This is a genomic window from Brevibacillus sp. HB1.3 (assembly GCF_013186635.1).
GTDB lineage: Bacteria > Bacillota > Bacilli > Brevibacillales > Brevibacillaceae > Brevibacillus > Brevibacillus brevis_D.
Window position 1 is genome coordinate 185,168 of the sequence record NZ_JABMIT010000007.1, and the last position, 25,785, is coordinate 210,952.

General features: G+C 48.8%; 23 protein-coding genes. 6 read left to right on the forward strand and 17 right to left on the reverse strand.

Features of this window, described 5'->3' with window-relative positions; translation table 11 throughout:
• Window positions 1–148 precede the first annotated feature (148 nt).
• Together HPY31_RS17915 and HPY31_RS17920 are read left to right on the forward strand one after the other, a co-directional pair.
• Entirely contained in the window at window positions 149–850 is a 702-nt protein-coding gene (locus tag HPY31_RS17915) for a response regulator transcription factor (protein WP_172141818.1), read from the forward strand.
• Window positions 847–2,262 carry a HAMP domain-containing sensor histidine kinase gene (locus tag HPY31_RS17920; RefSeq protein WP_172141819.1) on the forward strand — a complete coding sequence of 472 codons (1,416 nt, stop codon included), beginning with the start codon at window positions 847–849 and terminating at the stop codon, window positions 2,260–2,262. The genes HPY31_RS17915 and HPY31_RS17920 overlap by 4 nt, the downstream gene beginning before the upstream one ends.
• A gap of 32 nt (window positions 2,263–2,294) precedes the next feature.
• Here HPY31_RS17920 and HPY31_RS17925 read toward each other — a convergent pair whose 3' ends face one another.
• The gene (locus HPY31_RS17925) at window positions 2,295–3,089 is read right to left on the reverse strand and encodes a GNAT family N-acetyltransferase (protein ID WP_371811736.1); all 795 of its coding nucleotides are present in this window, start codon (window positions 3,087–3,089) and stop codon (window positions 2,295–2,297) included.
• Window positions 3,090–3,199: 110 nt separating this feature from the next.
• On the opposite strand from HPY31_RS17925, the gene HPY31_RS17930 reads away from it, so the two are divergent.
• Window positions 3,200–4,699 (forward strand): IMP dehydrogenase, encoded by a 1,500-nt coding sequence (locus tag HPY31_RS17930; RefSeq protein WP_012684407.1) that lies wholly within the window; start codon window positions 3,200–3,202, stop codon window positions 4,697–4,699.
• 46 nt (window positions 4,700–4,745) lie between these two features.
• Here the strand turns inward: HPY31_RS17930 and HPY31_RS17935 are convergent, their stop codons facing one another.
• The 10 genes from HPY31_RS17935 to HPY31_RS17980 all read right to left on the reverse strand — a co-directional run bounded on the left by HPY31_RS17935 (window position 4,746) and on the right by HPY31_RS17980 (window position 15,243).
• Complete coding sequence (locus tag HPY31_RS17935) at window positions 4,746–5,921, reverse strand: GerAB/ArcD/ProY family transporter (RefSeq protein WP_253901854.1); 1,176 nt, start codon at window positions 5,919–5,921, stop codon at window positions 4,746–4,748.
• A complete protein-coding gene (locus tag HPY31_RS17940) occupies window positions 5,875–6,108 on the reverse strand; it encodes a hypothetical protein (protein ID WP_172141822.1) in 234 nt (77 codons plus the stop codon). The genes HPY31_RS17935 and HPY31_RS17940 overlap by 47 nt, the downstream gene beginning before the upstream one ends.
• Window positions 6,109–6,177: 69 nt before the next feature.
• On the reverse strand, window positions 6,178–7,380 hold the full coding sequence (locus HPY31_RS17945) for a Ger(x)C family spore germination protein (RefSeq protein ID WP_172141823.1): 1,203 nt from the start codon (window positions 7,378–7,380) through the stop codon (window positions 6,178–6,180).
• A gap of 52 nt (window positions 7,381–7,432) precedes the next feature.
• Window positions 7,433–8,944, reverse strand: a complete 1,512-nt coding sequence (locus HPY31_RS17950; RefSeq protein ID WP_172141824.1) for a spore germination protein — start codon at window positions 8,942–8,944, stop codon at window positions 7,433–7,435.
• A gap of 125 nt (window positions 8,945–9,069) precedes the next feature.
• A complete protein-coding gene (locus HPY31_RS17955) occupies window positions 9,070–10,044 on the reverse strand; it encodes an aldo/keto reductase (protein WP_172141825.1) in 975 nt (324 codons plus the stop codon).
• A 185-nt stretch (window positions 10,045–10,229) separates the two neighbouring features.
• Window positions 10,230–11,366 (reverse strand): M20 family metallopeptidase, encoded by a 1,137-nt coding sequence (locus HPY31_RS17960; RefSeq protein WP_172141826.1) that lies wholly within the window; start codon window positions 11,364–11,366, stop codon window positions 10,230–10,232.
• Window positions 11,367–11,378: 12 nt separating this feature from the next.
• Complete coding sequence (locus tag HPY31_RS17965; RefSeq protein ID WP_012684369.1) at window positions 11,379–12,179, reverse strand: ABC transporter permease; 801 nt, start codon at window positions 12,177–12,179, stop codon at window positions 11,379–11,381.
• On the reverse strand, window positions 12,176–13,018 hold the full coding sequence (locus HPY31_RS17970; protein ID WP_087342204.1) for an ABC transporter permease: 843 nt from the start codon (window positions 13,016–13,018) through the stop codon (window positions 12,176–12,178). Before HPY31_RS17970 ends, HPY31_RS17965 begins: the two co-directional genes overlap by 4 nt.
• Before the next feature lie 3 nt (window positions 13,019–13,021).
• Complete coding sequence (locus tag HPY31_RS17975) at window positions 13,022–14,116, reverse strand: ABC transporter ATP-binding protein (RefSeq protein ID WP_172141827.1); 1,095 nt, start codon at window positions 14,114–14,116, stop codon at window positions 13,022–13,024.
• 8 nt (window positions 14,117–14,124) lie between these two features.
• Window positions 14,125–15,243 carry an ABC transporter substrate-binding protein gene (locus tag HPY31_RS17980; RefSeq protein WP_172141828.1) on the reverse strand — a complete coding sequence of 373 codons (1,119 nt, stop codon included), beginning with the start codon at window positions 15,241–15,243 and terminating at the stop codon, window positions 14,125–14,127.
• A 229-nt stretch (window positions 15,244–15,472) separates the two neighbouring features.
• On the opposite strand from HPY31_RS17980, the gene HPY31_RS17985 reads away from it, so the two are divergent.
• Window positions 15,473–16,234, forward strand: a complete 762-nt coding sequence (locus tag HPY31_RS17985; RefSeq protein WP_172141829.1) for an IclR family transcriptional regulator — start codon at window positions 15,473–15,475, stop codon at window positions 16,232–16,234.
• A gap of 236 nt (window positions 16,235–16,470) precedes the next feature.
• Window positions 16,471–17,010 carry a hypothetical protein gene (locus HPY31_RS17990; RefSeq protein ID WP_172141830.1) on the forward strand — a complete coding sequence of 180 codons (540 nt, stop codon included), beginning with the start codon at window positions 16,471–16,473 and terminating at the stop codon, window positions 17,008–17,010.
• Between the two features lie 186 nt (window positions 17,011–17,196).
• Here HPY31_RS17990 and HPY31_RS17995 read toward each other — a convergent pair whose 3' ends face one another.
• A complete protein-coding gene (locus HPY31_RS17995) occupies window positions 17,197–18,549 on the reverse strand; it encodes a P1 family peptidase (RefSeq protein ID WP_172141831.1) in 1,353 nt (450 codons plus the stop codon).
• Between the two features lie 428 nt (window positions 18,550–18,977).
• Here HPY31_RS17995 and HPY31_RS18000 point away from each other — a divergent pair, with 428 nt between their 5' ends.
• Complete coding sequence (locus HPY31_RS18000) at window positions 18,978–20,333, forward strand: FAD-binding oxidoreductase (protein ID WP_253901855.1); 1,356 nt, start codon at window positions 18,978–18,980, stop codon at window positions 20,331–20,333.
• Between the two features lie 48 nt (window positions 20,334–20,381).
• Here HPY31_RS18000 and pdxR read toward each other — a convergent pair whose 3' ends face one another.
• The 5 genes from pdxR to HPY31_RS18025 form a co-directional block, all read right to left on the reverse strand.
• The gene (gene pdxR, locus HPY31_RS18005; protein WP_172141832.1) at window positions 20,382–21,842 is read right to left on the reverse strand and encodes a MocR-like pyridoxine biosynthesis transcription factor PdxR; all 1,461 of its coding nucleotides are present in this window, start codon (window positions 21,840–21,842) and stop codon (window positions 20,382–20,384) included.
• 82 nt (window positions 21,843–21,924) lie between these two features.
• Window positions 21,925–22,632, reverse strand: coding sequence for an ABC transporter ATP-binding protein (locus HPY31_RS18010; protein ID WP_016741241.1), 708 nt, complete (start codon window positions 22,630–22,632; stop codon window positions 21,925–21,927).
• Window positions 22,633–22,646: 14 nt separating this feature from the next.
• Window positions 22,647–23,423, reverse strand: a complete 777-nt coding sequence (locus HPY31_RS18015; protein WP_172141833.1) for an ABC transporter ATP-binding protein — start codon at window positions 23,421–23,423, stop codon at window positions 22,647–22,649.
• A 21-nt stretch (window positions 23,424–23,444) separates the two neighbouring features.
• A complete protein-coding gene (locus tag HPY31_RS18020) occupies window positions 23,445–24,728 on the reverse strand; it encodes a branched-chain amino acid ABC transporter permease (RefSeq protein ID WP_172141834.1) in 1,284 nt (427 codons plus the stop codon).
• A 9-nt stretch (window positions 24,729–24,737) separates the two neighbouring features.
• Window positions 24,738–25,784, reverse strand: a complete 1,047-nt coding sequence (locus HPY31_RS18025; RefSeq protein WP_087342177.1) for a branched-chain amino acid ABC transporter permease — start codon at window positions 25,782–25,784, stop codon at window positions 24,738–24,740.
• Window position 25,785 lies beyond the last annotated feature (1 nt).

Sequence of the window (25,785 nt, forward strand, 5' to 3'; positions counted from 1 at the left end):
TTTTTTCCCTGTTTCTTTTTCCAGAAGGATACAGGGGAATCCTGCTTCCACACGTTTTCCACGATTCTCATACGTACGTGCCACACATCTGGTTTTGGGCTATGCTACAATACGGATATAAAACAGATGCAAAGCGAGGCCGAAATCTATGAATACCCCCTACCTCGTCTATCTGGTGGACGATGAAACGAACCTGTTGGACTTGCTACAATCGTATTTGCAAAATGCCGGATTGCAAGTGAAAGCGTTTTCTAGCGGAAAGGACGTCTTGCCGTTACTTGATGAGGAAACACAACCACATTTGTGGATTTTGGACATCATGATGCCCGACATCGACGGCTATGAGCTCTTGCGCCTTATCCGCGAAAAGTCGAATGTACCCATCATCTTCATCTCCGCTCGCGATCAGGATGTCGATAAAATCATCGGACTGGAACTAGGCAGCGACGACTACTTGGCGAAGCCATTTCTCCCTCGGGAACTGGTCATCCGTGCGAAAAAGCTGCTCCAGCGCACCTATGAGAAGCCTGGTGCCGCTGCTTCCTCTACCCAGACTTTCCAAGATTGGGTAACAATCGATCCTTATATCATCTCAGAAAAAGGCAGACAAGTAAAAGAGGGCGACGAGCTTATTGATTTAACCACCAAAGAATTCGAGCTCATTATCTACCTTTTGCACAATCAAGGTCTGGCCTTGAATCGTGAGCAGATTCTCACCTCTATTTGGGGTGAAGACTACATCGGCTCAGATAGAGCTGTCGATGACTTAGTGAAGCGTATCCGCAAGAAAATGCCTAAGTTTCCATTGGAGACGGTCTATGGCTTCGGCTACCGAATGACGCGTATATGAGCAAATTCCGGCTAAAAAACCTGCCGATTTCCAGGCAAATTCTCATTTTGTTCATGATCTTGACTAGCGTCCTCGGGGTTGGCCTTGGCATCGGGTATCCACTGGCTGTCAAACAGTATCTGGTATCCAACACTTACTCGCTCTTGGAAGAAGAGTTTTACACATTATCTCAGCATATCTCCTTCAATGAGCATAATGAGCTGCTGCCTGTTCCGGCTGCTGCCCCCTACTTTTTACAGCTCTTGCTCCAACGCTATGAGTACTCCTTTGATATGATTGTCTATGCCGAGAACGGTCAAGAGCTAGGCAGCCGGAGCAATAGCAATGGCCGCATTCCGTATGAGGATTCCAAGGAGCTGTTCCTAAAAGCAGCCACATACCCAAGCCAAAAGCTGCAACATGGTTCACTGGACCGTGGAGACGAGAGCTATTTGTTCGTCAGCAAAAAAATGGACTACCACGGCTTCCCTTACTACATGGTGCTGTTCTCCAAGGAACAGGAGCTCAACCAGATCAATTCGATTTTGACTCGTCAGTTTTTGCTCGTTTTTGGTCTGCTGCTGCTCGTAAGCTGGCTTTTGGCCGTGTGGTTTAGCGGGTATTTGAGCAGACCGCTCCGCACCCTTGAAGATCTGTGCAAAAAGATCGCTCGTCGTCAGTTCGATATACCGCTAGCGATGGATCGCGGGGATGAGATCGGACAGCTCGCCCGCTCATTCGATATGATGAAAAACCAACTGAAGGAATACGACGAGTCGCAGCAGCATTTTGTCCAAAATATTTCCCATGAACTCAAAACACCGATCATGGCGATTCAAGGATACACGCAAGGACTCATAGAAGGCGTCTTCCAGGGCCCTCAGGCTGAAAAAGGGCTTTCCATCATCATGGAGGAGAGCAAGCGCCTCGAAAAGGTCGTCGGGCAGCTCTTGTATATCACAAAGATCGAGTCTGTCTCTCAAATGATGCAAGTCGACCGTGTCGACCTGTCAGAGATGATGCACCTGTTAAAACAGCGGCTCTCCGTGCTCAATCCGCAAGTCGAGTGGGAGTTAAATCTGGCGGACGACTTGATTGTGGAGGGAGACGGCGAGCAATTGAGCACTGCATTCGTCAATATCATGGAAAATCAACTGCGCTACGCCAACAGCCGCCTTACCGTCACAGGGAGACAAGCGGGAAAAAGCGTCGTCGTCACGATTTCCAACGATGGGCCACCCATTGAGGAGGCGCTGCTGCCGCATTTGTTCCAGCGTTTCCGCAAAGGAAAGTCCGGCAAGCATGGGCTCGGACTCGCGATTGCCCGCGCCGTCTTGGAAGCACATAAAGGGACAATCGATGCCCGCAACGATGCAGATGGACCTTGTTTTACAATGATCGTACCCATTGAATTCAAAGGCCGATTAAGTTGATAGAGGGGGCACTTGTCCTCTCTTTTTCTATTCTAAAGGAGAAATTCAATAAAAGCGTAAGAAGATACCGTGACAAAACCGAGCTTCTCATACACATGTACCGCCGTAGGATTATCGGCAAAAACCATCAAATAAACATTCGCAGACTTCGCCAAGCCTATCCGGGAAATATCTGAGCTGATTTGCGTACCCAACCCTTTTTGCCGATGATAAACAGATGTTCCAATGTTCCCGATTTCTACGTAGGCTTCGTCATAGACATGAAAGCCTGCTACAGCCATCGGTTCCCTTCCTTCCGAAAAAAGTGCGATGTGTGGCATTTCTGCTACTTCCTCTGCTCGAAAACTAATCATGCCGAGCTCTGCCGCCATATTCTCCACGATCTGTGCTTCGGATAACACCAGTATTCGTGATTCTCCCACAGGTAAAAGACGCTCAGGATCGGTTAGTTTCATCAAATACATGGTACGTGTGGCAAGTATATTCGGAATCTGTACGCGCGTTAGGAGAGGCTCTGCTAATGCTAACACGCCCTTTTGTCCATCTGGCAGGCTGCCATCTAGCACTTCTTTCAGATAGGAGAGCATCGCCTCCACTTCGTAATTTTCCTCCCCCTCTACCACATGAAGAGAAAACGCGTGAAAAGGCATCCCTTTTAAGTAAGACCCGATGGCGATTAATTCTTTTTGGGCGCTGTCCGTTACAACGACGCTCCTGTCCGTTCGCAAATACATATTTCCGTATAAAATGTACGAATGTTCTAACGAAATTTGTTCCAAAAGCTGGCGTTGTTCATGACCTGTTCGCAATTTTAGCAAAGAAATCACTCCTTCTAACGATTCCCTATTGACGTTGTCGTACTTCACGGTTAACATGGTAAAAATTTCTCTATTAAAGAGGCAGTTCAAAAATCAATTTCACCTAGGAGGAGAGAATCGTGGCTTTTTATTACACAGAACCATCTCGGACGTTTAATGAGTTTTTGCTGTTGCCAAATCTCACCACAAAAGAATGCACACCGAACAATGTGGACTTATCCACTCCGATTACCAAGTATAAAAAAGGTGAAAAGCCTGCCATCTCACTAAACATACCGTTCTCATCCGCAGTCATGCAAGCAGTTTCCGACCATCATATGGCGGTCGCATTGGCTAGATGTGGCGGTATTTCGTTTATTTTTGGCTCCCAGTCCATCGAGAGCCAAGCAACCATGGTTCGCAAAGCAAAAGGCTACAAGGCTGGTTTCGTCGTGAGCCGCTCCAACCTGACACCAAGCCATACGCTGAAAGACATTTTGGAATTGAAAGAGGCGACAGGCCACTCCACCGTTGCCATTACGGAAGATGGTACGGCAAAAGGCAAGCTGCTCGGAATCGTAACCGGTCGCGATTATCGCATCAGCCGTGACTCTCAAGACAAGCTCGTCAGCGACATCATGACTCCATTCTCGAAGCTGATCTATGGCAAATCCGGCATCACGCTCTCCGAAGCCAACGATCTGATCTGGGAGCACAAGCTCAACTGCTTGCCAATCGTAGATGAAAATCAAAATCTCGACTTCCTCGTTTTCCGCAAGGACTACGATTCCCGCAAAAACAATCCGCTGTCCCTTTTGGACGCGAACAAGAGCTATATCGTAGGTGCCGGTATCAATACAAAGGACTACAAGGAGCGCGTTCCTGCGTTGGTGGAGGCAGGCGTTGATATTCTGGTCATCGACTCCTCCGATGGCTTCAGCGAATGGCAGCGCGAGACGGTTCAATTTGTAAAAGAAAACTTTAATGTTCCGATTGGTGCAGGTAACGTCGTCGATAAGGAAGGCTTCCGCTATCTCGTGGAATCGGGCGCAGATTTCATTAAAGTAGGGATCGGCGGCGGCTCCATCTGCATCACCCGCGAGCAAAAAGGAATCGGGCGCGGTCAAGCCTCTTCCCTCATTGAAGTGGCAGCAGCTCGCGACGAGTACTTCAAGGAAACAGGCATTTACGTTCCGCTCTGCTCTGACGGCGGAATCGTACACGACTACCACGTGACACTGGCTTTGGCTATGGGGGCAGACTTTGTCATGCTGGGACGTTACTTCGCTCGCTTCGACGAAAGCCCGACCAAAAAAGTAAAGATCGGCAACAACTTCGTGAAAGAATACTGGGGAGAAGGCTCCAACCGCGCTCGCAACTGGCAACGCTATGACACTGGCGGTAAAAGCAGTCTCGTCTTTGAAGAAGGCGTAGACTCCTACGTACCATACGCAGGAAGCCTGCGCGAGAACATAGACCGTACCTTGAGCAAAATCAAATCGACCATGTGCAATTGCGGGTCGCTCTCCATCTCAGAGCTTCAGCAAAAAGCGCGAATCACCGTCATCTCTGCCACCAGCTTGGTAGAAGGCGGCGCACATGACGTTATCTTGAAAGAAAGCAGCATGGCTGCTGAGTAAGACAATCGGCGCGTAATCACAAAAAACCAGTCTGCAGCTCACAGTGCTAGCAGACTGGTTTTTTTCTTAGGGCCCCCACACTCAGCAAGAGAACGGGCAAGAACAAACCGTACGTCAAGGAATAAGGCATCCAAATTTCGGAAACGAAAGTATCAAAATAAGAGCGGTTAGGCATCGTCGCCAATGCCACCACAATCATGATCATCCCCAGTGGCAATGTCAATTGGCGGTAATCTCGCAACCCCATTGTATACGCGATTCCACAGCTCGTCGCATAATAGCAAATAGTAATTTTGACAAAGAGCGTGATAAACCAGATAACGGCCATCATCACTTCTATTCGCTCCAAAAAATTGCCGATACTGATTTTTTGCGCAAGTGTGTAGCTTGGGTAGGCGAGTAGCACAGTAATATCGGCGCCTAAAACCAGGATTGCCACAGAAGTAATCAGCGTCAGGCAAAAATTCGCGAAAAGAATACCCCAGATATAAGCTTTGGCAGCACTCGCTGGCCGTTTTACCAAGGGAAACATCACGATCAGAATGACCGTTTCCAGCAAATAACCCACGTATCGGAAGTTCCCCCCAATAACAGGAGCGAATCCATGCGCAACCACAGGCTTCACATTTTCTATTTTGATCTGGGGGGAGATAAATGCAATCAAGACAAAAAAAAGCAACAGAAAATACGGAAACAACAGCTCACCCACCCGAGAAAAGGCTTCTGGTCCACTGCGGACCCCCATAACGATGATCACCAAAAAAAGGACAAGAATAATTTCAATGGGGGTCTCCTGCATAATCTGCGTCGTGACAAAATCGCCAATCTCCATTAGCATGAGCGAAGCGTCGATGAAGAAGTAGGTGATGAACAAAACAGCCACCGCTTTCCCTATCCACTTTCCCAATATTTCTTCGCTGTACTGATAGATAGACTTGTTCGGATACCGCATACTCAGCGAAACATACAGGTAGGTTAAAAGAAAGCCTTCCCCCCACCCCATGAAGGCGGAGATCCAGGCGTCCTGTTTGGCAGCGGTAGCAGTAAGGGAGGGTACGTACAAAATCGCATCGCCAATCCCGAAGAGCGCCACGAGTATCATAAATTGCCTTGCGCTAATATGGCCGTTGTCTATCAATTCCTCTCGCTCCCCCGCCTCGCTGCTGGCTACTGCTTCATTCCACAGTTCCCAAAATGAAGTCGCTGAATGGTTTATAGACAAATGTGATCCAGTCCAACGGGTTGGGAATATTCACCTTAAGCGATTCGGCTATCCCAAGTCCCGTCCCAACTACAAGCAGAATGAAGAAAATCAGCATTTCCTTTTTCATCGCATTCCTTCTCAAATAAGGCACCTCAAAGAGGGCAATGAATAGACTGATCAGCAAAATCAATATGATGGTCCACATGCTGTGCAGTGCACCTACTTTTTTTGCAGGATTACCTTTACCATTTCCACGGATGGAAAAAGTTATGCTCTACTCCTTTTTCATGAAAGGAATAAACGAATTGCCCACTTTTCCTGTCCGCCTGATCTTCACGTCTGTTTTGATTTTCACTTTCAGATTGGGGAATTGAGAATCCCAATCCTCTTTCACCTTTTCCCACCCTTTGGGGTCATCTTTGTAGATCGACTGGCCAAATCCAAAAACATCCGATCGGTATTGCTTTTGCGCTTTATGAATGGCGCTTACGATTTTACCTTTGATCTGCTTTTCCACATCAGCTTCCAATTTGTAGATGGTTTTGGGATCGGACAAATCGTTGCTGCATGCTACCTCGCCCACATTGCCTTCTGCGGAAATACTCACTTCCACTTGTGGTTTGCCTTTTTCCACCTTGCCATTGACCGTTGTTTTGTTTCGGATGATCTCAATGACAATTTTATTGTTTTTATCACAAGGAATTTCTTCTACTGTACTGTCCACCCTGTCTGTGATGTAGCTGAATCCGATGCTTTCCTCTTCGTTAAACCACCCACGTAGCTTGTCTCCTTTGAAGACACCGATTTCGTGGTACCTCAATAGTGATGACTGGCTTTCCTTTTGGGAATTACCCCCGGAAGTCCCCATATGTACCTTCCCTTTCGTATTAACGCCTACCAACACTGGCTCGATCCCATCCCGTAGCAAATCCGCAATAAATTCATCCAATTGAATGGAGACAATCGATCCCCAGGCACTCTCTGCTGTTTCCAAGCTTTTATAGAGCTTCGTCGCCGGGATTTTTTCCAGTGGATCGATCATGCTGAGAATTTGTAGTGCTGTCGCGTCCTTGGCTAGAATGACATAAAAATCAGGCCGGACCTCATGATCGCGAAATAACAAATCCAGCACTTCCTTTGCCCCTTCTTTTGCTATCTGCTCCCCTAAAACCAGCACCTGGATATGGGAAAAGTAAAGCCTTCTTGGGGTTACCGTTGTCATTTTCCGGATTCCCTCAAAAATGCTGGATGCTCGCATGCTATAAGTCGCAACAGATGATTGGTTCATTCCCCCTCCCTCTTTTGACGCTACCCCTCCCGGATTGACGATTTGGGCGGATATCACGTACTCTCCGTCAATCTTGTCGATACCTGTTCCCATGACGATCGCCAAATCATTCAATTCTCTACAGTTCCAGCAGCCTGTCAACAAAACGAGAAGAGCAAGGGTCAGGAGGAACAGCCCTTTTCGTTTCATGCCGTCTCCACCTCGGTTCATCATTTTTCATCACCTCGGCACGATACTTGCGCTATATTTTACTTTTTCGTTCTCTGACGCTATTTTTCTGGCGCAAAAAATGAGGACGCGTATGCATCATCCAGATGGGAATCCGAAGCAGTGTATCCTTTTGATCAGCCAGATTCACAGGGGCCAGCGGAGCCATATACGGGACACCAAACGAGCGCAAGGTGCATAGGTGAATGCACAAGGCGATCATCCCCACAAATATGCCGATAAAACCAAAGCTGGCGGCAAGTGCTATCAAGCCGAACCGCAACAGTCGAATCGGAATGGACATAGAAAAGGAAGGGAAGACAAAGCTGGTAATTGCCGTAATGGAAACGACGATGACCGTAGCGGGTGAAACCAGTCCTGCCTGCACAGCCGCTTCCCCCAGCACAAGTGCTCCCACGATGGATATTGCTGATCCAACCGCCCTCGGCATGCGCACTCCTGCCTCTCGCAGCATTTCAAAGGTAAACTCCATCAACAGCGCCTCGACTGCAGCAGGGAATGGCACTCCTTCACGCTGGGCTGCTATGCTCATGAGCAGGTTCGTTTGCAACATTTCCTGATGAAAGGTGGTAATCGCAACATAAATGGATGGACCAAGCAAAGCGATAAAGAAAGAAATGAACCGCAAAATACGCAGGATCCCAAAATCTGCACGCATGTAATAATCCTCGGGAGACTGGAAGAATTGGACAAAGACGGCTGGTACCAACAAAACAATCGGTGTACCGTCCACCAGAATGGCGACGCGCCCTTCCAGCAGACCGGCTGCCACCGAGTCTGGACGCTCTGTATTGTAGATGGTCGGAAACGGCGTGAAGGTATGGTCCTGAATCATTTCTTCAATGTTCCCGCTCTCCAAAATTCCATCGATCTCGATCTTTCCCAGCCGCTCCTTCACTTCTGCCACTACGCTGTCCTGCACGACTCCTTTTATATACATCATGGCGACTTTGGTCTGTGTCATGTCCCCGATCTGCACGGTCTCCAACCAAAGATTGCGATTATTGATCCGCCTACGCACCAAAGCCGTATTGGTTCGGAGGTTTTCCGAAAACGCTTCTCTAGAACCCCGAACCACCGTTTGCACGGAAGTCTCCTGAACACCACGATCTTCCCACTGCTTCGTATTTGCGATAAATCCGTTGGAATATCCATCTACCAAAATAACGGTATCCCCCGTCAATATCGCATCATACAAATGGTCAAAGTCATAGACCTCTTCCACTCCACCGATCGTCAGCAGGAAATCCTTCATTAGTATCAATGATCTTTCTTCGCACTCGGCTTCCGCCGTGATGTGCGCTTTTTTTGCATGGAGCATAAGAGACTCCATGAGGCTGCTAATCATATTTTTATCGACCAGACCCTCGGTGTACAAAATCCCTACCACAATCTGATCGACTGCTTCCAGACGTACTTGCCTCGTCACGAGATCCGTGCTGTTACCCAGCTCTTTTTTCACCTTTTCCAGATTTTCTTCCAACGAGCAATGAAAAAGCGCAGATTGTTTTTTTGTATCCATCATTTCGAATCACTCTTTTTCCAGTTCGGGATATGTTTACTATCCCTCATGGCTGCAGCGTCTATGCTGAACGCAAAAAAGCCCCCTATTCAAGGAGGCTTTGGGACTGAACCTATTAGTCACCATTGTTACGGCAAACGATATACGGCAAATGGTTCCCCATTTCGATACGTATCACTCAATCGGTCCAGCTCTGCCAAGGTCGCTTCATCCAACGCCAACGCTGCACTTTGCAAATTATCCGTAAGCTGCCCTACACTGGTCGCACCCACGATCACCGAAGAGACAGCCGGCTTGTGCATCAGCCAAGCCAAAGACAGCACACTGGAGGATACACCTAGCTCCGCCGCTATCCGACTGATTTTACGTCCAAACTCCAGCTTGTCTTCACTTAACAGCCGGACGAAACGCGGCTCCTTGTCCGCCCGCGAACCAGCTGGAGCCTGTTCTGCGGAGGTATATTTGCCTGTCAAAATTCCGCCAGCAAGCGGGAAGTACGGAATGATCCCCACCCCCTGATCAAGACAAAGCGGTACGAGTTCACGCTCCGGTGTCCGATCTGCCAACGAGTAGCTCACCTGCGTCGATATGTATCGATTCAACCCTTCCCGCTGACTGATGCCAATTGCCTTCATTAACTCCCAGGCCGCATAGTTGGAAGCCCCGATGTAACGTACTTTCCCGGATCGAACCATGTCATCTAGTGCGCGGAGTGTCTCTTCCAAAGGCGTCTCTGGATCAAACGTATGAATTTGATATAAGTCCACATAGTCGGTGCGCAAACGCTTCAAGCTGTTCTCAAGCTCCAGCATCAGGTGGTATCGCGATGAGCCTCTCTGATTTGGTCCTTCTCCTTTTACCAAACCGGCCTTCGTCGCCAAAACAACCTCGTGCCGCTTCCCTTCAAGAGCCAGCCCAATGATTCGCTCCGATTCTGTTTGCGTGTAAATATTTGCTGTATCAATAAAGGTTATCCCGTTTTCGATTGCGGTATGAATGATGTTTACAGACGTTTGCTCATCCGCACGCCCTCCGAATGAGTTCGTACCTAATCCCAATGCGGATACCTTCAATCCACTGCCACCGAGTCGGTAGTATTTCATTTTGTGATCGACCTCTTTTCATAATAGGAGTGCTCCTCTATTATCCCCTATTTGGGTGGGATTTTCCATGTGCTTAAAAAAGCCCTTTTCTAGCACATGATATTTCTCCATGCAAAAAACACCTGCCCTGATACAACCATCTTACGCATCAGGCAGGTGCTTCTTCTCTTTTCTCTTGCTTCTCTCTATACTTCCTCTATCAACCGCGCCAACAAGGTAGCACGCGTTGATATTTCTCCCAGTTCGATCCATTCATCCGGCGAGTGGGCGTAGCCCCCCTTTACACCAAGTCCATCCAGCGTCGGTACTCCGCAAGCGGCCGCGAAATTGCCATCGCTGACTCCACCTGTACCCGACTCTTCTAAAGCCATCCCTAGTTCATTGATGCTAATCGATTGTGCAAGGGAAAATAATTTGCCTGTCTCTTCGGTTCGCTCCATCGGCGGCCGGCGAATGCCTCCCTTTACGCTGATGTTTGTACCGGCGAGCACTGGCGTGAGTTCGCTCATTACCTTCTCAATGCGTAGGGCCTCTTCCATCGAGATAAATCTCACGTCAATTTCAGCTTCTGCCGAATCGGCTACGACATTGGAGCCAATCCCGCCCTTAATCACGCCCACATTGACGGTTGTCCCTTTCTCGTAATCGGTCAAGGCATGCAGAAATTGCACTTGTCTCGCCAGCTCTTCAATAGCAGAGACACCTTTTTGATGATCGACGCCCGCGTGTGAGGAAATTCCGCTGACTGACAAGGTAAAATGGGCGCTTCCCTTCCGCCAGGTTTTGAGTGCGCCGCTTGGTTCGGTTGGCGGCTCTAACACAAAGCTCGCCACCGAACGCGCCGCTTCTTCTTCTACCAGTCGGCGAGAAGTCGGGCTGCCGATCTCCTCGTCACTGTTTAATAGGAGCACGATTTTTTTATCTGCTGGCAGGCGATCCAGCTTTACCAATGCCCGCATGGCAAACATTGCTTGCAAAACGCCCGCTTTCATATCGTATACGCCCGGCCCGTACGCTTTTTCATCCCGGATCGCAAACGGTCGGCGAGCCGCCTCTCCTTCTAGCCATACGGTATCGTAATGGCCGATGATGAGGATTTGTTTTTCCCCGTTGCCCAGCGTACAACGCACCTGATCGCCATACGTCTTATTCGGGATCAGCTCTGCTACTCCCCCTGTCAGCCGTTGAAACTGCAGGGCGAACCAGCCCGCCATGCGGTCACCCAACTGTTTGTCACGAGAAGGCGAGTCCATGTTAACTGACTCTTCGAGTAACTGAAGATAGTGGGGCATATTCTCTTGTACATAAGTGTGGATTGACATAGTGCCTCTTCCTTAATGAGATTGTGAATTGAGTCCGAACAGGCGCTCTAGTCCGTACACTTTTTCCAACAAGACGATGAACACCAGACTCAGCAGGATGACCACGGAGGATATAGAAGCCACCAACGGGTCAAGTGTCTCCTGCATATAGGTGAAAATCGCGAGTGGCAGCGTCGTCGTATCCGGTGCCACCAAGAATAAGGAAACCGTGACATTGTCAAACGACGTCAAGAACGAAAAGATCATCCCCGACACGATGGCCGGACGCAACAGTGGCAACGTAATATCCCAGAACACCCGAAACGGATGGGCCCCCAGCATGTATCCCGCTTTTTCCAGCGTATAATCGAACGAGCTAAGCCCTGTGAGCACTAGCCTAACGACATACGGAATCGAGATCAGCATGTGCGCCAGCAAAAGTCCTGTAAACGTCCCTGCGATACCAATTCGCGTGAAAAACAGCAGCGCGGAAATCCCAATAATGAGCGAAGGAACGGTAAGCGGTGAAAGCATTAGTGCGTTGATGATGCCGCTCCCACGAAACTTGTATTTGGACAGCGCGAATGCAGCCAATGTCCCTAAGAAAGTCGCCAAAATCGCCGTTACCGTAGCTAGCTTTAGACTGATCCACAGCGAATCGATGAACTCCGGCCGATCCAAAATCATTTCATACCACTGCCACGAAAATCCTTCGGGCGGAAAAGCGAGGTATCCGGCTGCCGTAAAGGAGCTCGGGATAATGACCAGAAACGGCAGATTGACCAAAACAAGCACAAAGAACGTGATGAGTCCGAGTACGTTTATTTTTTTCATGACGCAAACACCTCTTTATACCGCTTGGTTTCAATCAGCTTTGTATACAAAGTCACCAATAGAATCGTGCTACCCAAAAGCAGGAAGGCAAGTGCCGCTCCCAAAGGCCAGTTCAATGTCGCCATGATTTGCTCATAGGCAATGACAGGCAAGACCTTCACGGACGTTCCCCCCATCAGGGCTGGTGTCACAAAGGCACTCATCGACAAGCTGAACACCAGTGTCGTACCTGCAATAATCCCCGGCAAACACAAGGGCAATGTCACACTGAAAAACGTACGTACGCGGGAAGCCCCCAAAATCGATGCCGCCTTATTCAGGGACGGATCGATGGCATACAAGCTGGTTGCAATCGCCAGAACCATGTAAGCAACGAAGGAATCCGTCAGACCGATCACAATACCGAACTCGTTGTACAACAGCCGCAACGGTTGATCGATCAGCCCCAGACTGATCAACGTCTCATTGATCCACCCTTTTTCCCCCAAAACCACTACCCAACCGAAGTTGCGAATAACAACACTGATGAGGTGAGGGGCCAGGATCAGCATCGTGACGATTCCACGCATTTTCCCTGTAGCCTGCGCCATGTACATCGCTACAGGAAATCCGAGCAAGAGACTTACCAGTACCGTCCAGAGACTCACGCGAATCGTCCGCCAAAGAATCTCCAAGTAGTACGGATCTTGTATAAATAATGAATAATTGTGCAAAGAGAACGCCTGATTCTCATCCTGAAAGCTGAGCAAAAGCATCATCAGCATCGGGAGGATGAATACGCCAAGCAGCAAAATCATCGCAGGTGCTGTCAACAATGTAACCGAGAGACGCTTGCTCATCCGTCATCCCCTTCCTGCGGGCATGACCAGTACGTCGTCCGCGTTCCATTGACAGTAAACCGTTTGACCTTCTTGGCGGTCGACCGAACTATCGGTCATTTGGACTTTTACCGAGAGCGTATGCTCCCCGACCTTGACCTCACATTCTGTGTACGAGCCCAGGAAGGAGGCAAGCTGCAAATGTCCTTTTACCCGATTCGCTTCCTCACTGACTGCTGTATCGGTCAGCTTGATTTTCTCTGGTCGGATAAAAATGATCACTTTTTCATGGAGTGCCACGGTTCGCTGTTGCTTTGCCGCCTTCACGAGCATTCCACCAGTCGTCCGCAGCGTGAGTACATCCCCGTCCATTCCGATGACTTCCCCTTCCAAACGGTTCGTCTTACCGATGAAGGTATGTACGAATTCAGAAGCGGGCTGATTGTAAATCTCCAGCGGTGTACCGATTTGTTCCACGAATCCGTGATTCATGACCACAATGCGATCAGAAAGCGCTAGCGCCTCTTCTTGGTCATGGGTAACGAAAATAGTCGTAACGCCGATTTCGTGATGTAAGCGCTTTAACTCATCGCGAAGCTCTTCCCGAAGTTTGGCATCCAAGTTACTGAGCGGCTCATCCAAAAGCAGGAGCGACGGCTCAATAACAAGCGCCCGTGCAATCGCAATCCGCTGGCGTTGTCCGCCGGAAAGTTGTTTCGGATAGCGGTCTGCTACGTTTGGCAGCTTGACCAGCCCAAGTACACGATTCACACGTTCTTGCATTTCTTGCTTGTTCACTTTGCGTAATTTCAAGCCGTAGGCAATGTTTTCCGCCACAGTCATATGTGGGAACAACGAGTACGTCTGAAACACCATGCCCAGCTCCCGTTTGTACGGAGGTACGCCATTCATTCGCTGCCCTTTGATCAAAAGGTCTCCGCCATCCGGGTCTAAAAAACCGGCAATCATATTCAAGGTCGTGGTCTTACCGCAACCAGATGGGCCGAGAAACGAGATGAATTCGCCTTGCTCCACCTGCAGGTTGAAGTTTTGAACCACGACATTGCTTTGAAATTTTTTCATGATGCCGCGCAGTTCAACGTCAATCACCTTGGTCACGTGAATACCTACTTTCCTGTTTTAGGTGCGATTTCTTTGTTAAAGCGATCCAGCCAAGCAGATGTTTCCTTGCTCACTACGCTATAGTCGAAGTTGACAACCTTTGTGCGATCGAATTCCAATGTTTTCGCTACATCGTCTGGCAGCTTCACAGAGGTTGCCGGATTGTAGTACAGCTTCGTTGCGTACATCGTTTGAATTTCATCTGTCAAAAGGAAATCGACGAATGCTTTTGCCGCTTTTGGACTCTTCGAACCTTTTACCAGCGTAGCTACGTTCGGTACGATGTTTCCGCCCTCTTCAGGGAAAACGAACTCCAATGGTACGCCTGCTTCTTTTTGTGTCAAGCTACGCGCCATTGTCCAAGTGGTGTACGCTGCGCTTTTGTTTTGCAGATTTTGCTGAAGCTGTGCAGCACTCTTCGCAAAGGTCGGCATGTATCCTGCAATCGTTTCCATTTTCTTAAAGCCTTGTTCGATGTCTTTCTCAGACCCGCCATTTGCGTACGCCAGCATGATCATCGTTGAGCGTCCAAAGTTGCTCGCTACGTCTGTCATCGTGATGTAGCCTTTCACTTCAGGCTTTGCCAGGTCATTCCAGGACTTCGGTACAGGCAAGCCTTTTTCTTTTACCAGATCCGCATTGTAGGAAATACCCATCGGCGTGAAGTTTACAACTACACCGCTATCCTCCGTCACACGCAAATCTTCTGGCACGTTTTTCATGTTCGGGATATCTGTTGCGGATACAGTTTCCCACAAGCCTTCTTGACGTCCCTTTTCTTGTTCGCCGCCTTCAACGATTGTCAGGTCGATTTGCGGAGCATTTTTCTGTGCCTTAACCTTCGCTACAATCTCCGTGGAAACACCAGAAACATAGGTCAGCTTTACATTCGGATACTTCTCGTTAAACTTCTTGAAGACTTCATCCTTCATCATCTTTTCAACGGTCGCGCCGTTTCCTGCTACTACCAGTGTGTCTTCCAGCTGAGCTTGTGCTTCGGTGCCGCTATTGTTGCCAGCAGCCGGTGCAGGAGCAGATGTTTGCGGCGTGGAGGAGCCACATCCAGCCAGCAAGGAACCAGTCAAAGCGAAAATGGACAGGACGGATAATGCCTTTTTCTTCATGTAAGTTCGACCCCCGATTGTCTATATTGTTCACGAATAGAGAACGCTGTTTCCTATTCGGGAACGATAATGCTATACTAGCATAAAGATACTGACTATTCAAGGTAGTCGTACTAGAGCACCATTGCCCCAATTACAGGCTTGTCAGCATTCTTTCTAATGGTAAAATTACTTCAATCGAGACTCTTCTTTGATAGAAGAGCTACTGTACGTTAAAGGAGACCTTTGTATGGACCAAGTATTGTCTTCTGTTCGAAATGGCTGTCGGCTGTTAAAAATATTTCTCGATTCGCCAAAGGAACTTGGGGTAACGGAGCTCAGCAAAAAACTTCAGCTGTCCAAGGGAGCCGTTCACAAGCTCCTGTCCACGCTGGAGTCTGAAGGCTTTATCCGCCAAAATGAAAAAACCAAGCAGTATACGCTTGGCTACACGCTTTTGGAGCTGGGCACGAAGGTGCTCACGAATCACGATATCGTTGATTTTTCCAAACCGTTCTTAGACCAGCTTGTCTCACGGACAAACGAATTGGCGGTCTTATGTGTACAAGATTCTAAGGACGCGATCTATGTAGCCAAAGAGGATTCGCTTCATCCTGTTCGCTTTACCGTAGAATCCTTCCGGCGTTTTCCTCTTTACTCTACCTCTGCTGCAAGGGTTTTGCTTGCGTATCTGCCAGAAGAGTTTCAGGATGAGATTTTGCAGGAACATCCGCTGAAAAGCTACACACCTCATTCGTACACGTCGGTTGAGCAAATCAAAGAGGACTTGGTGACGATCCGCCGGCGAGGCTATGAAATCAGCTCGAATCGACGCAATACAGGCGTGACCGGAATCGCTGCCCCTATTTTTGATTCAACTGGGCACGTAACTGCATCCGTCAGCGTCATCGGTCCCTCCGACCGCGTGATGCCGAAACAAGAAGAGATTTTACAAGAAACGCTAGCGACGGTACGTGCGATGTCAGCTCAGTTAGGGTATCGAATGTCTTGAAATCCGTTTAAGATGCCATGAAAAAACCTCCTGTTCATCAGTCTGCTCTGATGACAGGAGGCTACTCTTCATGCTAAACTCACCTGTTTTGCCAATGATAACGGCTCAATCCGTTCACTTACTTTTCACTCGATATAGTTATGTTAAATTTTTCTTCTTGAGGCGAAACGGTTTCGTTATTTTTTCGTCTACTACTTGTGAATAGTATTTCGTGTACAGAAAGGAAATGACACCCCATGAGAAAAACATATTTGCTGCTTTCTTCTTTGTTATTCTGTTCATTGCTTGTTCCTGACGCTCATGCTGCTTCACAGCAAGGAACGGTTGCACCTGTTCCTCCCCAAGTAATTGTTCCAACAAGTAGCAAGGATAAACAAGGAAATACCCTTGAAAAATCAATGGCCTATGTGAAATCGTTACAAGTGAAAAATGGAAAGCTACTCGTCTCACTTGACTATGTTCAATGGTTTTTCGGTGAGGCAGCAGTAAAAGCTTATCGTCAAGATCATCCATCGGAAAAAGAGGACTATCCGATGCCATATTACATTCGTAATAGCAGTCCTAAAATTAGAACGTTTGAAGTTTCTCCAAAGGCTTCCTTTACTCTTCAAACCAACTCTACACAAAAAGATGGGAATTTCCATTGGAATGAAGCAGTAAACACCGATACTTTTAAAAAGTTTGTGCTTTCTAAGGGAATTCCTTATCAGATACCATTCCACGTTGAAGTAAAGAATGGAGTCATCACAAAAGTTACAGAACAGTACGTACCTTAATTATTAGCAGCACTCCCTTTTGGGATGCTCTTTTCCTTCACCCGATCCCTTGGATTGGGTTTTTATTTTCCCACAAACAAATGTGCAACCAGCAGATATTGCAACGATTCGTATAGAGACATCTTCTAAAAAACCACCTCAAAGGTGGTTTTGCCCATCATCCAATTCTCGCCTTTTAAAAAACATTCACTTTCCACCATGCCGAGGACGTATACTATTAGCTGCCTTTACCCCTCTAATAATAGCCTCTTCTAATACTACGGCCGCTGTAGTGCCAATTGCCGTCACAGCACTATCTCCCGTCAGACCGCTCGTATCTGTACCAGTAGCAAGGCAAAAGACAGTGTCGCCGTCGGATTGGATGTGAACGGGCGAGATGGCTCTTGCCATTCCATCATGGGCGAGTGTCGCTACACGGCCCGCCTCTGCCTTGGTTAGCCGCCCTGTGGTCGCTACCACAGCAATGGTCGTGTTCCTGCTCCCACTGGTTCCTGGGGGTATCCCTTCAAGAATCGCCCGGGTCTGGTTCACGAACGTACCATTTGGCCGCAGCGCCCCAGCAATGATGTGATCTTGATCCCAAATGTCTCCAACGGCGTTTACCACCGCCAATGCCGCTACAACAGGCCCACCGGGGATTTTCCAAGAGGCAGTTCCTACCCCGCCCTTCATCGGAGTGCCATAGATCTTGCCGACGGTCGCACCCGCGCCTGCTCCTACACTTCCTTCCTCAACTGGCCCGGAATTTGCTTCTTCACTGGCAATATAGCCCATCTCTGCATCGGGCCTGCGAGCGCCTTTCGCGTAAATAAGATCAAAGATGACTGCTCCGGGAACAGTTGGAAGAGGTCCTGCCTCCGTTGGCGCACCAATTCCATTTTGAGCCAGCCAGTTCATGACTCCAGATGCTGCTGCCAGACCGAAGTTACTGCCACCCGTAAGAAGGACACCCTGTACCACATCCGTTGCTGTGCCTGGTCGGATGGCATCCGTTTGTATCGTTCCTGGAAAACCTCCTCTTACATCAACACCTGGGACAGCCCCACTGGGGCACAAAATCACTGTGCAACCGGTCCGTCCACTTTCGTCCTCTGCATGTCCTACGAGAATGCCGGGAACGTCTGTAAGTCCTCCCTCCAGTATCCTTCTTTTTTGACCGATCAGGCGATCAGGACTTGGACCAATTGGTTGAGTAAGGATCCTTCGACTACCCTTGTTTACCATCTCTCTCCGATACATTTCACTTATATCAATCACCATAGCACCCTTGTCATTTGGCACCCTTTTGTCATATGAATGGCCGGGACGCCTATACCGTACAGGGACATGATGGTGGCGTGCCCAACGGACAGCATTGACGATGTCCTGTTTCTTCTGAGCATAGACGATCACCTTGGGAAAGCTGTTGAAACATCCTCGCCTGCCATGGTACGGCGCATTCCCTGGCAAAACGATTCGCCCTGTCAGCTTGGGGGATGCTTTTTTCCTAACACTACGATGCGTACTTGCTTTGCGGCTTGATCGCTTTTCTCCTCCCATTCCTCCCACCTCCGAATGAATCATGATGACCATGCAACACACGTAAAAAGCTTCACCGATGGCATAAGACTAATAAATGGTATGTTCGCCCGTATCGACATGTGAATAGGCAAAACAACCACATTCATTCCATCCAAAAACAGAATTAGACGAATGGAACCCGTCATTCACCCACACACTTTGCATTGGTCTAACATCCTTTGTAATACAGTGGTCCTCTTGGTTGTTTATAAGGTCATGCTAGGTTTTTGGAAGCTGTCGAAACAAGGATTGATCAGTGGGAGGTGGGTAGATTGAGCGGAGCAAAACGGCTATTCCATATAGCAAGACCATCCAAGCCAAAGCTTTATATGCGAGCAATAAAAACTAGGAATACAAAAAAGAGGTTTGCAGTTTCGCAAACCAGTAAGAGACACACTCTGCAAATATTGAGACATGGTAGGGAACCAGAACTAACCGGACGTATCGTTGTACCGGGAAACCCGCAATACAATGAAGCCCGTCAGGAGTTTAACACCTTCTTCAATAAATTCCCGCGGGTGATTGTCTTTGCCAAGCAGACGAGGGACGTCGTGAATGCAATTCGCTGGGCACGACACCATCATGTACCGATTCGTATGCGTTCCGGCCGACACAGCTACGAGGGATTGTCTGTTGTTAATGGTGGTATTGTCATCGACGTGAGCGACATGAATCAGGTGGATGTGAACCGAAGGAGTGGCATCGCCACGGTACAGACCGGCATAAGAGGCGGCGCCTTAAACACGGCACTTTGGAAAGAACGATTGGTGGTCCCGGTTGGACTCTGCCCAACCACTGGAATTGCCGGAGTCACTCTTGGCGGTGGTCACAGTATTTTATCTCGTCCCTACGGTCTCACACTTGACCATTTAGTCGATATAGAAATCGTCAACGCCGATGGACGCGTGCTTCATGCCAATTCCAAGCAACATTCTGATCTTTTCTGGGCGTTACGTGGAGGCGGAGGTGGCAACTTTGGAGTATGCACGACCTTTCGCTTCCGTACCCACCCAATTGAGACTGTCGGCTTTGCCGAAATCGGCTGGGAGCTCCGCGATCTGGAACGAGTGCTGCGGGTCTGGCAGGATTATACGGTTCCAGGCGCCAACGAGCGTCTCACCGTTACCCTTGGGATTGCTAACGGAAGGCAGGCTTCATCCAGCTTCCCTGTATTGATGCAAGGTGTCTTCCTCGGATCTGCAGAAAAGCTGCGGCAATTATTGCAGCCATTGCTTCGCGCCGGGTCACCACAAAAAGTGGTTATTAAGGAGGTACCCTGGATAGAAACTGTCCGACTCGTAGCGAAGACTACACCTACAGCTCCTTATCCCTTTAAGAGCGTGGGTCCCTACGTCTATCGTCCGCTACCGGAGTCTGCCATCGCAACAATACGGCGTTTCATCGATTCACCGCCTACCTCTGCGGTCTCCATCTTCCTCCACGGCTTAGCTGGTGCAGTGGCTAAGGTGCCGAATCGAGCAACAGCTTACTTCTATCGCCGTGCTTTGTATAATATGACTTCCACTGCTACCTGGAGCACACAAGCAGGATCGAAGCGAGGAATTCACTGGGTAGAGAACTGGCGCCGTGCGATGCTTCCCTTTACGCGGGGTGTTTACGTTAATACTCCTGACCTTTTTATTAAGAACTGGCAGAAGGCATACTTCGGAGAAAATTTTGATCGATTAACACGGGTGAAGGCTCGTTACGATCCTAAAAACGTCTTCCATTTTCCACAGAGTATTCCGCCAGCCAAACGGTAAAGGACTATATAAAACGGCACTCAAATCATGCTGAGTGCCGTTTTGATTTTAAAATACCTGGCCCATATCTTTGTGCAAATAAGGCTCCCATGCACGTTTTAACAGACGAATGCCAGCCTCAATCTCCTCGATGGTCTGCCCCCCGAAGCCGAACTGAAAAGCCGGCAGTCCATTTTCCTGTGGATGAATCCATTTATGTGCGGTTGGATAGACACGAACGCCTGATGCAGCCGCGATTTGCGTCAACTGTTGCGGAGTGCTTTCACTTTTCACTTCTACCGTCACAGACAACCCGGCATCCTGCCCTTTGATCCGGATGTATGGCCCAAAGTGTTCCTGCAAGCACTGAAGCAGCACTCCATGCTTTTTGCGGTAAAGCGTCCGCATCTTGCGAATATGTCGCTCCCAATCGCCATTTTTCATAAACAGGGCCAGCGTCTCCTGATGAATACGCGATGCCGACTGGTCAAAATCCGCTAATTTCTCCTGAAACACCGCCAATAAGGATTGCGGCAAAACCATATAGCTCATCCGAATCGACGGCAGCAACGCCTTGGAAAACGTCCCCAAATAAATGACTCGTCCTTGTGTATCCAGCCCCTGAAGGGAAGGGATCGGTTTGCCATGATAGCGAAACTCACCATCGTAGTCGTCCTCCATGATGTAGCTCCCCGTCTGATTCGCCCAGTGTAGCAGCTTTAGCCGTTTGGCATACGGCATGACAATTCCGGAAGGGTCCTGATGAGAGGGTGTGATATAAACCAGCTGTGCTCCACTCTCACTGAGCGCTTCCACATCAATCCCATCCTCTGTCAGTCTGATCGGGCGCACATCATAGCCCAAATGGGAAAACACGGTACGAACACCGTGATAACCCGGCTCCTCCATCGCAACAGCCTGCCCCCGTGTTCCGAATAGGAACCCCAATAAGCTGATGATCACCTGCGTCCCCGCACCGATTACAATTTGTTCCGGCGTAGCTTGCACACCCCGAGCTCGTCCGAGATAGCGTGCGAGCTCCTCCCGCAGCTGCGGCTCTCCTTGTCGGTCGCCATAGTAAAGCACATGCATGTTCTCTTGCTGCATGCATTGGTTGGTGTACTTGCGCCAACGGTCAAAAGGAAAATGCTCGGCATCAACGCGCGCTTGGTGAAAATCATATTGGATCAGAACTGCTGAGAGCGTAGATGGGGTTGTTTGGACGTAAGCCGTTTTAGCTGGTTGCTGCCCTTTCCCTGTAGGTACAGGCACTTGCCCATCCCAGTCCACATCGACCACATAAAATCCGCTGCGCTCCCGACTCTCGATGTAGCCTTCTGCCATGAGCTGATGATAGGCACTCTCGACAGTCGTTTTACTCACCTGCAAAAATCCGCTCAAGGCCCGAACAGAAGGCAGACGTGTCCCGGAGATTAACCGTCCCCCTTGAATTTCTGTACAAAAATAGCGATAAAGCTGTAGATAGAGAGGTTCGCTCCCTTCTACAAAGCGGGGACTAATATCTAGCAAGCCACATCCTCCTCGCTGAATAAATGAAAAACCGACGGGAGCAAAAATCCCCATCGGTACTCACGTTTCTATTACACCACTATTACGCCAAATACGCCTCTCTTACCTGCGGATTCATCAATAATGTCTGGGCATCGTCTTGCAAAATAATTTCGCCTGTCTGAATCACATAACCGCGATGCGCGACAGACAGCGCCTGATTCGCATTTTGCTCGACCAAGAGAATCGTCATGCCTTCCTTGTTCAGTTCCGTAACGATGTCAAAAATCTGCTCCACCAGAATCGGCGCCAATCCCATCGACGGTTCATCGAGCATGAGAATTTTTGGCTTCATCATCAGTCCACGAGCAATCGCCAGCATTTGCTGCTCTCCGCCTGACATCGTTCCACCTTTTTGATTAACCCGTTCCTTCAGTCGTGGAAAGTAAGCAAAGGCACGCTCGATTCCTTCTTCAATCACCTTTTTGTCCGATACACTGAAGGCCCCCATCTCCAAATTTTCGCGTACGGTCAGCTTGGGAAAAATACGGCGGCCTTCCGGGACGTGAGCGATTCCCGCTAAGGCAATATCATGTGTACGCATCTGCGTAATGTCTTTGCCATTAAAGATGACTTTTCCTTCTTTGGCACGGGTCTGTGCACATATCGTTTTCAACGTGGTCGATTTACCTGCCCCGTTGGAACCGATTAGCGTCACCACTTCGCCTTCGTTTACCGTTATGCTCAAACCTTTTAATGCGTGGATGCCGCCGTAATACGTATGAACGTTAGTCAGCTCTAGCAATGCCATCGATTTTCCTCCTTCTACGACACGTCCGACGCACTTTTTCCGAGATAGGCCTCAATGACGTTAGGGTTGTTACGGATTTGTTCAGGTGTTCCTTCTGCAATTTTTCGCCCGTAATCCAGCACGTGAATGTACTCGCTAAGTCCCATGACCAGCTTCATGTCATGCTCGATCAAGATAATCGTCAAATCGAGCTCTTTTTTCAGCCGACGAATAAAATCCGTCATCTCAATCGTTTCGCGAGGGTTCATCCCTGCCGCTGGCTCATCGAGCAAAATGATTTGCGGATTGGTTGCCATCGCCCGCGCGATTTCCAATCGTCGTTGCAACCCGTAAGGCAGACTCCCTGCCGCTTCATTGGCAATATGCGCGATCCCGACATACTCCATGAGCTGATAAGCCTCGACGCGCGTCCGCTCTTCCTCCTGGCGTACACGTTTGGAGTTGAACAAGATTCCAAGAATTCCAGCCGATAAGCGGCTATGCACACCCACCATGACATTTTCCAAAGCCGTCATTTCCTTGAACAGACGAATGTTTTGAAAGGTACGGGTGATACCGCGACTCGCGATCTGATCGGGACGAAGCTTCTTGATGCTTTTGCCATTCAGCAGGATTTCTCCCTCGTCTGGCTCGTAAAATCCGGTAATCATATTGAAAAAAGTCGTTTTTCCGGCTCCATTCGGCCCGATGACCGCCGTAATGCTTCCTTTTTCGATGTCAATCGAGACGTCTTGATTGGCTACCAGGCCACCAAAGCGCTTCGTCAAATTTTTTGCCTCTAACAATGCCATGCTCATTTCCCTCCTCGTCCGCTATGACTGTTTTCCAGAAGTCAATTGGGACAGTCTGCCGAGAATCCCCAGCTTTTCTTTGCCAAACTCGCTCTTTTTGATCGCATCGAGATCGTTTTTCTTCCGTTTGGCCGGAATCAATCCGTTAGGGCGATACAAGGCTACGAGAATGAGCATAATTCCGAAAATGAGGCGCTGGAACTTGGATGGGTCCAGCTGGTTTGGCAAACTGATGATGCCCGAATTTTGCAGACCGTGCAGGAAGTTGGAAAATTCTTTCAAGAGCTGTACCTGCAAGATTGTCACAAATGCGGCTCCAAGCACAACGCCTGGAATGCTGCCACTACCACCCAGAATAACCATCACCAATATCCCGATCGATTCCATCAGCGTAAAGGAAGTCGGATCGATAAACGTCTGCTTGGCCGCAAAGATAACACCCACGACACCTGCGAAGGAAGCACCCAATGCAAATGCAGCCAGCTTGGTATTCAACAAAGAAATCCCCATGGACTGGGCAGCCAGCTCATCCTCACGTACCGCAATCCATGCACGTCCCAAACGGGAATGCTCAAAGCGTATATTCGCCAACACGATAAAGGCAATCACAAACAACACGATGAAGTAAAAGTAAAACGGCGTCCCCATCTTGATCCCAAACAGCTCAGGAGACGGAATCGGCGTGATTCCCTGTGGACCGTTGGTGATGTTGATGGGCTTGTCCAGGTTGTTGAAGACAATGCGAATGATTTCACCGAAGCCCAAGGTCACGATCGCGAGGTAATCACCTTTTACTCTGAGAACTGGCAATCCTAGCAATATTCCGAAAACAGCGGCCACAATCAAGCCGACTATGAGAAACGGCCAAAACCACTCACCAGAGAGCGGGAACAGATTCCCTGCAATAAACTCATTCGCTTGCGAGGTCGAGAAAATCGCGTACGCATACGCCCCAGCAGCAAAAAACGCGACATAACCCAAATCAAGCAAACCAGCAAAGCCTACTACGATATTCAAGCCCAAAGCCATCGCTACGTAAATGCCTACCTGCGAGGCTACCTCCATGTAGTAACGGTTTTCACCGGCTACCAATGGAATGATCAGGAGAAGAACGATAGCGCCAATCGCCATTTTGATCGACTTGGTGGTATTGGTGTAATAGACAAGCACAATGGAAGAAAGAATGCCGAGAAACGCGATCACTGATTTATCCATCAGGTACAATGCGGCAGAAAAGCCTACAATCCAGATCAACGTGAATACGAGCGGAATACCTTTGAAAGATTTCCAAGCGAGATTTGCCATTTATTTCACCTACACTTTCTCTTTTACAGCTTCGCCAAACAGTCCTTCTGGCTTGAAGAGAAGCACGAGAATTAAAATACTGAACGCGAACACGTCTTTGTACTCTGCACCAAAGGCTCCGTTGGTCAACGGCCCCATAAAGGCTCCGGACAAGGATTCCAGAAGACCGAGGAGTACGCCACCGATCATCGCACCACGCAGGTTCCCAATCCCACCGAGTACGGCAGCTGTAAATGCTTTTAGACCGAGAATAAAACCGATATAAGGATCGATCGTCCCGTAGTTTTGCGCAAACAGAACACCTGTCGCGCCACCTAGGCTGGAGCCAATCAAGAACGTAAGCATGATTACTTTGTTTACATTTATGGTCATCAGCGAAGCCGTACTCTGGTCCTGTGCGACGGCGCGCATGGCGATTCCCCACTTTGTTTTATTCACAAACAACGTCAACGCAATCATCATGACGATCGCAATTACAATTACGATCAAACCTTTTGTTGGAATCGTAGCAATACTTCCTAATGGAATTGAGCCCGTAAAAAGAGCGGGACTGTTTAGATAAAACTCATTGCGAGCCAGTGCTTCTGTAAAACGTACGAGGTCTTGCAGCAAAAACGATACACCTATCGCCGAAATCAACGGCACAAGACGAGGTGCCCCACGCAGTGGTCGATAGGCAATCCTCTCAATTCCTACCCCCAAAGCACCAGTTAATACCATGGCAATTATGAGTGTTATGAAAAGTGCGACAAATGGATTCATACCTTCAAGTGCCCCTAGCGCATCAGAGATCAACAATACCTCCGTACCGATAAAGGCTCCGACCATGAAAATGTCTCCATGGGCAAAGTTGATAATTTCCAAAATCCCGTAAACCATTGTGTAGCCCAAAGCCACGACTGCGTACATAAATCCAAGTGTCAATCCGTCAACCAACACCTGAGGCAAAATATTGATCATGCTTTCCCATCCCTCATTTCCCTTGTAGACTTGTACAAATTTTCTGCATTCAATACGTTGACTGGACGTGTTTTCTCGTGGAAAAGGGGCCAACACT

Coding starts and splice junctions, on each gene's coding strand:
- HPY31_RS17970 (WP_087342204.1), bottom strand. CDS start 13,018: ATGAGCAAGCGTCTCTCGGTTACATTGTTGACAGCACCTGCGATGATT.
- HPY31_RS18015 (WP_172141833.1), bottom strand. CDS start 23,423: ATGGCATTGTTAGAGGCAAAAAATTTGACGAAGCGCTTTGGTGGCCTG.
- HPY31_RS17990 (WP_172141830.1), top strand. CDS start 16,471: ATGAGAAAAACATATTTGCTGCTTTCTTCTTTGTTATTCTGTTCATTG.
- HPY31_RS17915 (WP_172141818.1), top strand. CDS start 149: ATGAATACCCCCTACCTCGTCTATCTGGTGGACGATGAAACGAACCTG.
- HPY31_RS17945 (WP_172141823.1), bottom strand. CDS start 7,380: ATGAAACGAAAAGGGCTGTTCCTCCTGACCCTTGCTCTTCTCGTTTTG.
- HPY31_RS17995 (WP_172141831.1), bottom strand. CDS start 18,549: ATGGGAGGAGAAAAGCGATCAAGCCGCAAAGCAAGTACGCATCGTAGT.
- HPY31_RS17950 (WP_172141824.1), bottom strand. CDS start 8,944: ATGATGGATACAAAAAAACAATCTGCGCTTTTTCATTGCTCGTTGGAA.
- HPY31_RS17965 (WP_012684369.1), bottom strand. CDS start 12,179: ATGAAAAAAATAAACGTACTCGGACTCATCACGTTCTTTGTGCTTGTT.
- HPY31_RS18010 (WP_016741241.1), bottom strand. CDS start 22,632: ATGGCATTGCTAGAGCTGACTAACGTTCATACGTATTACGGCGGCATC.
- HPY31_RS17985 (WP_172141829.1), top strand. CDS start 15,473: ATGGACCAAGTATTGTCTTCTGTTCGAAATGGCTGTCGGCTGTTAAAA.
- HPY31_RS17940 (WP_172141822.1), bottom strand. CDS start 6,108: ATGTGGACCATCATATTGATTTTGCTGATCAGTCTATTCATTGCCCTC.
- HPY31_RS18020 (WP_172141834.1), bottom strand. CDS start 24,728: ATGGCAAATCTCGCTTGGAAATCTTTCAAAGGTATTCCGCTCGTATTC.
- HPY31_RS17980 (WP_172141828.1), bottom strand. CDS start 15,243: ATGAAGAAAAAGGCATTATCCGTCCTGTCCATTTTCGCTTTGACTGGT.
- HPY31_RS17920 (WP_172141819.1), top strand. CDS start 847: ATGAGCAAATTCCGGCTAAAAAACCTGCCGATTTCCAGGCAAATTCTC.
- HPY31_RS17960 (WP_172141826.1), bottom strand. CDS start 11,366: ATGTCAATCCACACTTATGTACAAGAGAATATGCCCCACTATCTTCAG.
- HPY31_RS17955 (WP_172141825.1), bottom strand. CDS start 10,044: ATGAAATACTACCGACTCGGTGGCAGTGGATTGAAGGTATCCGCATTG.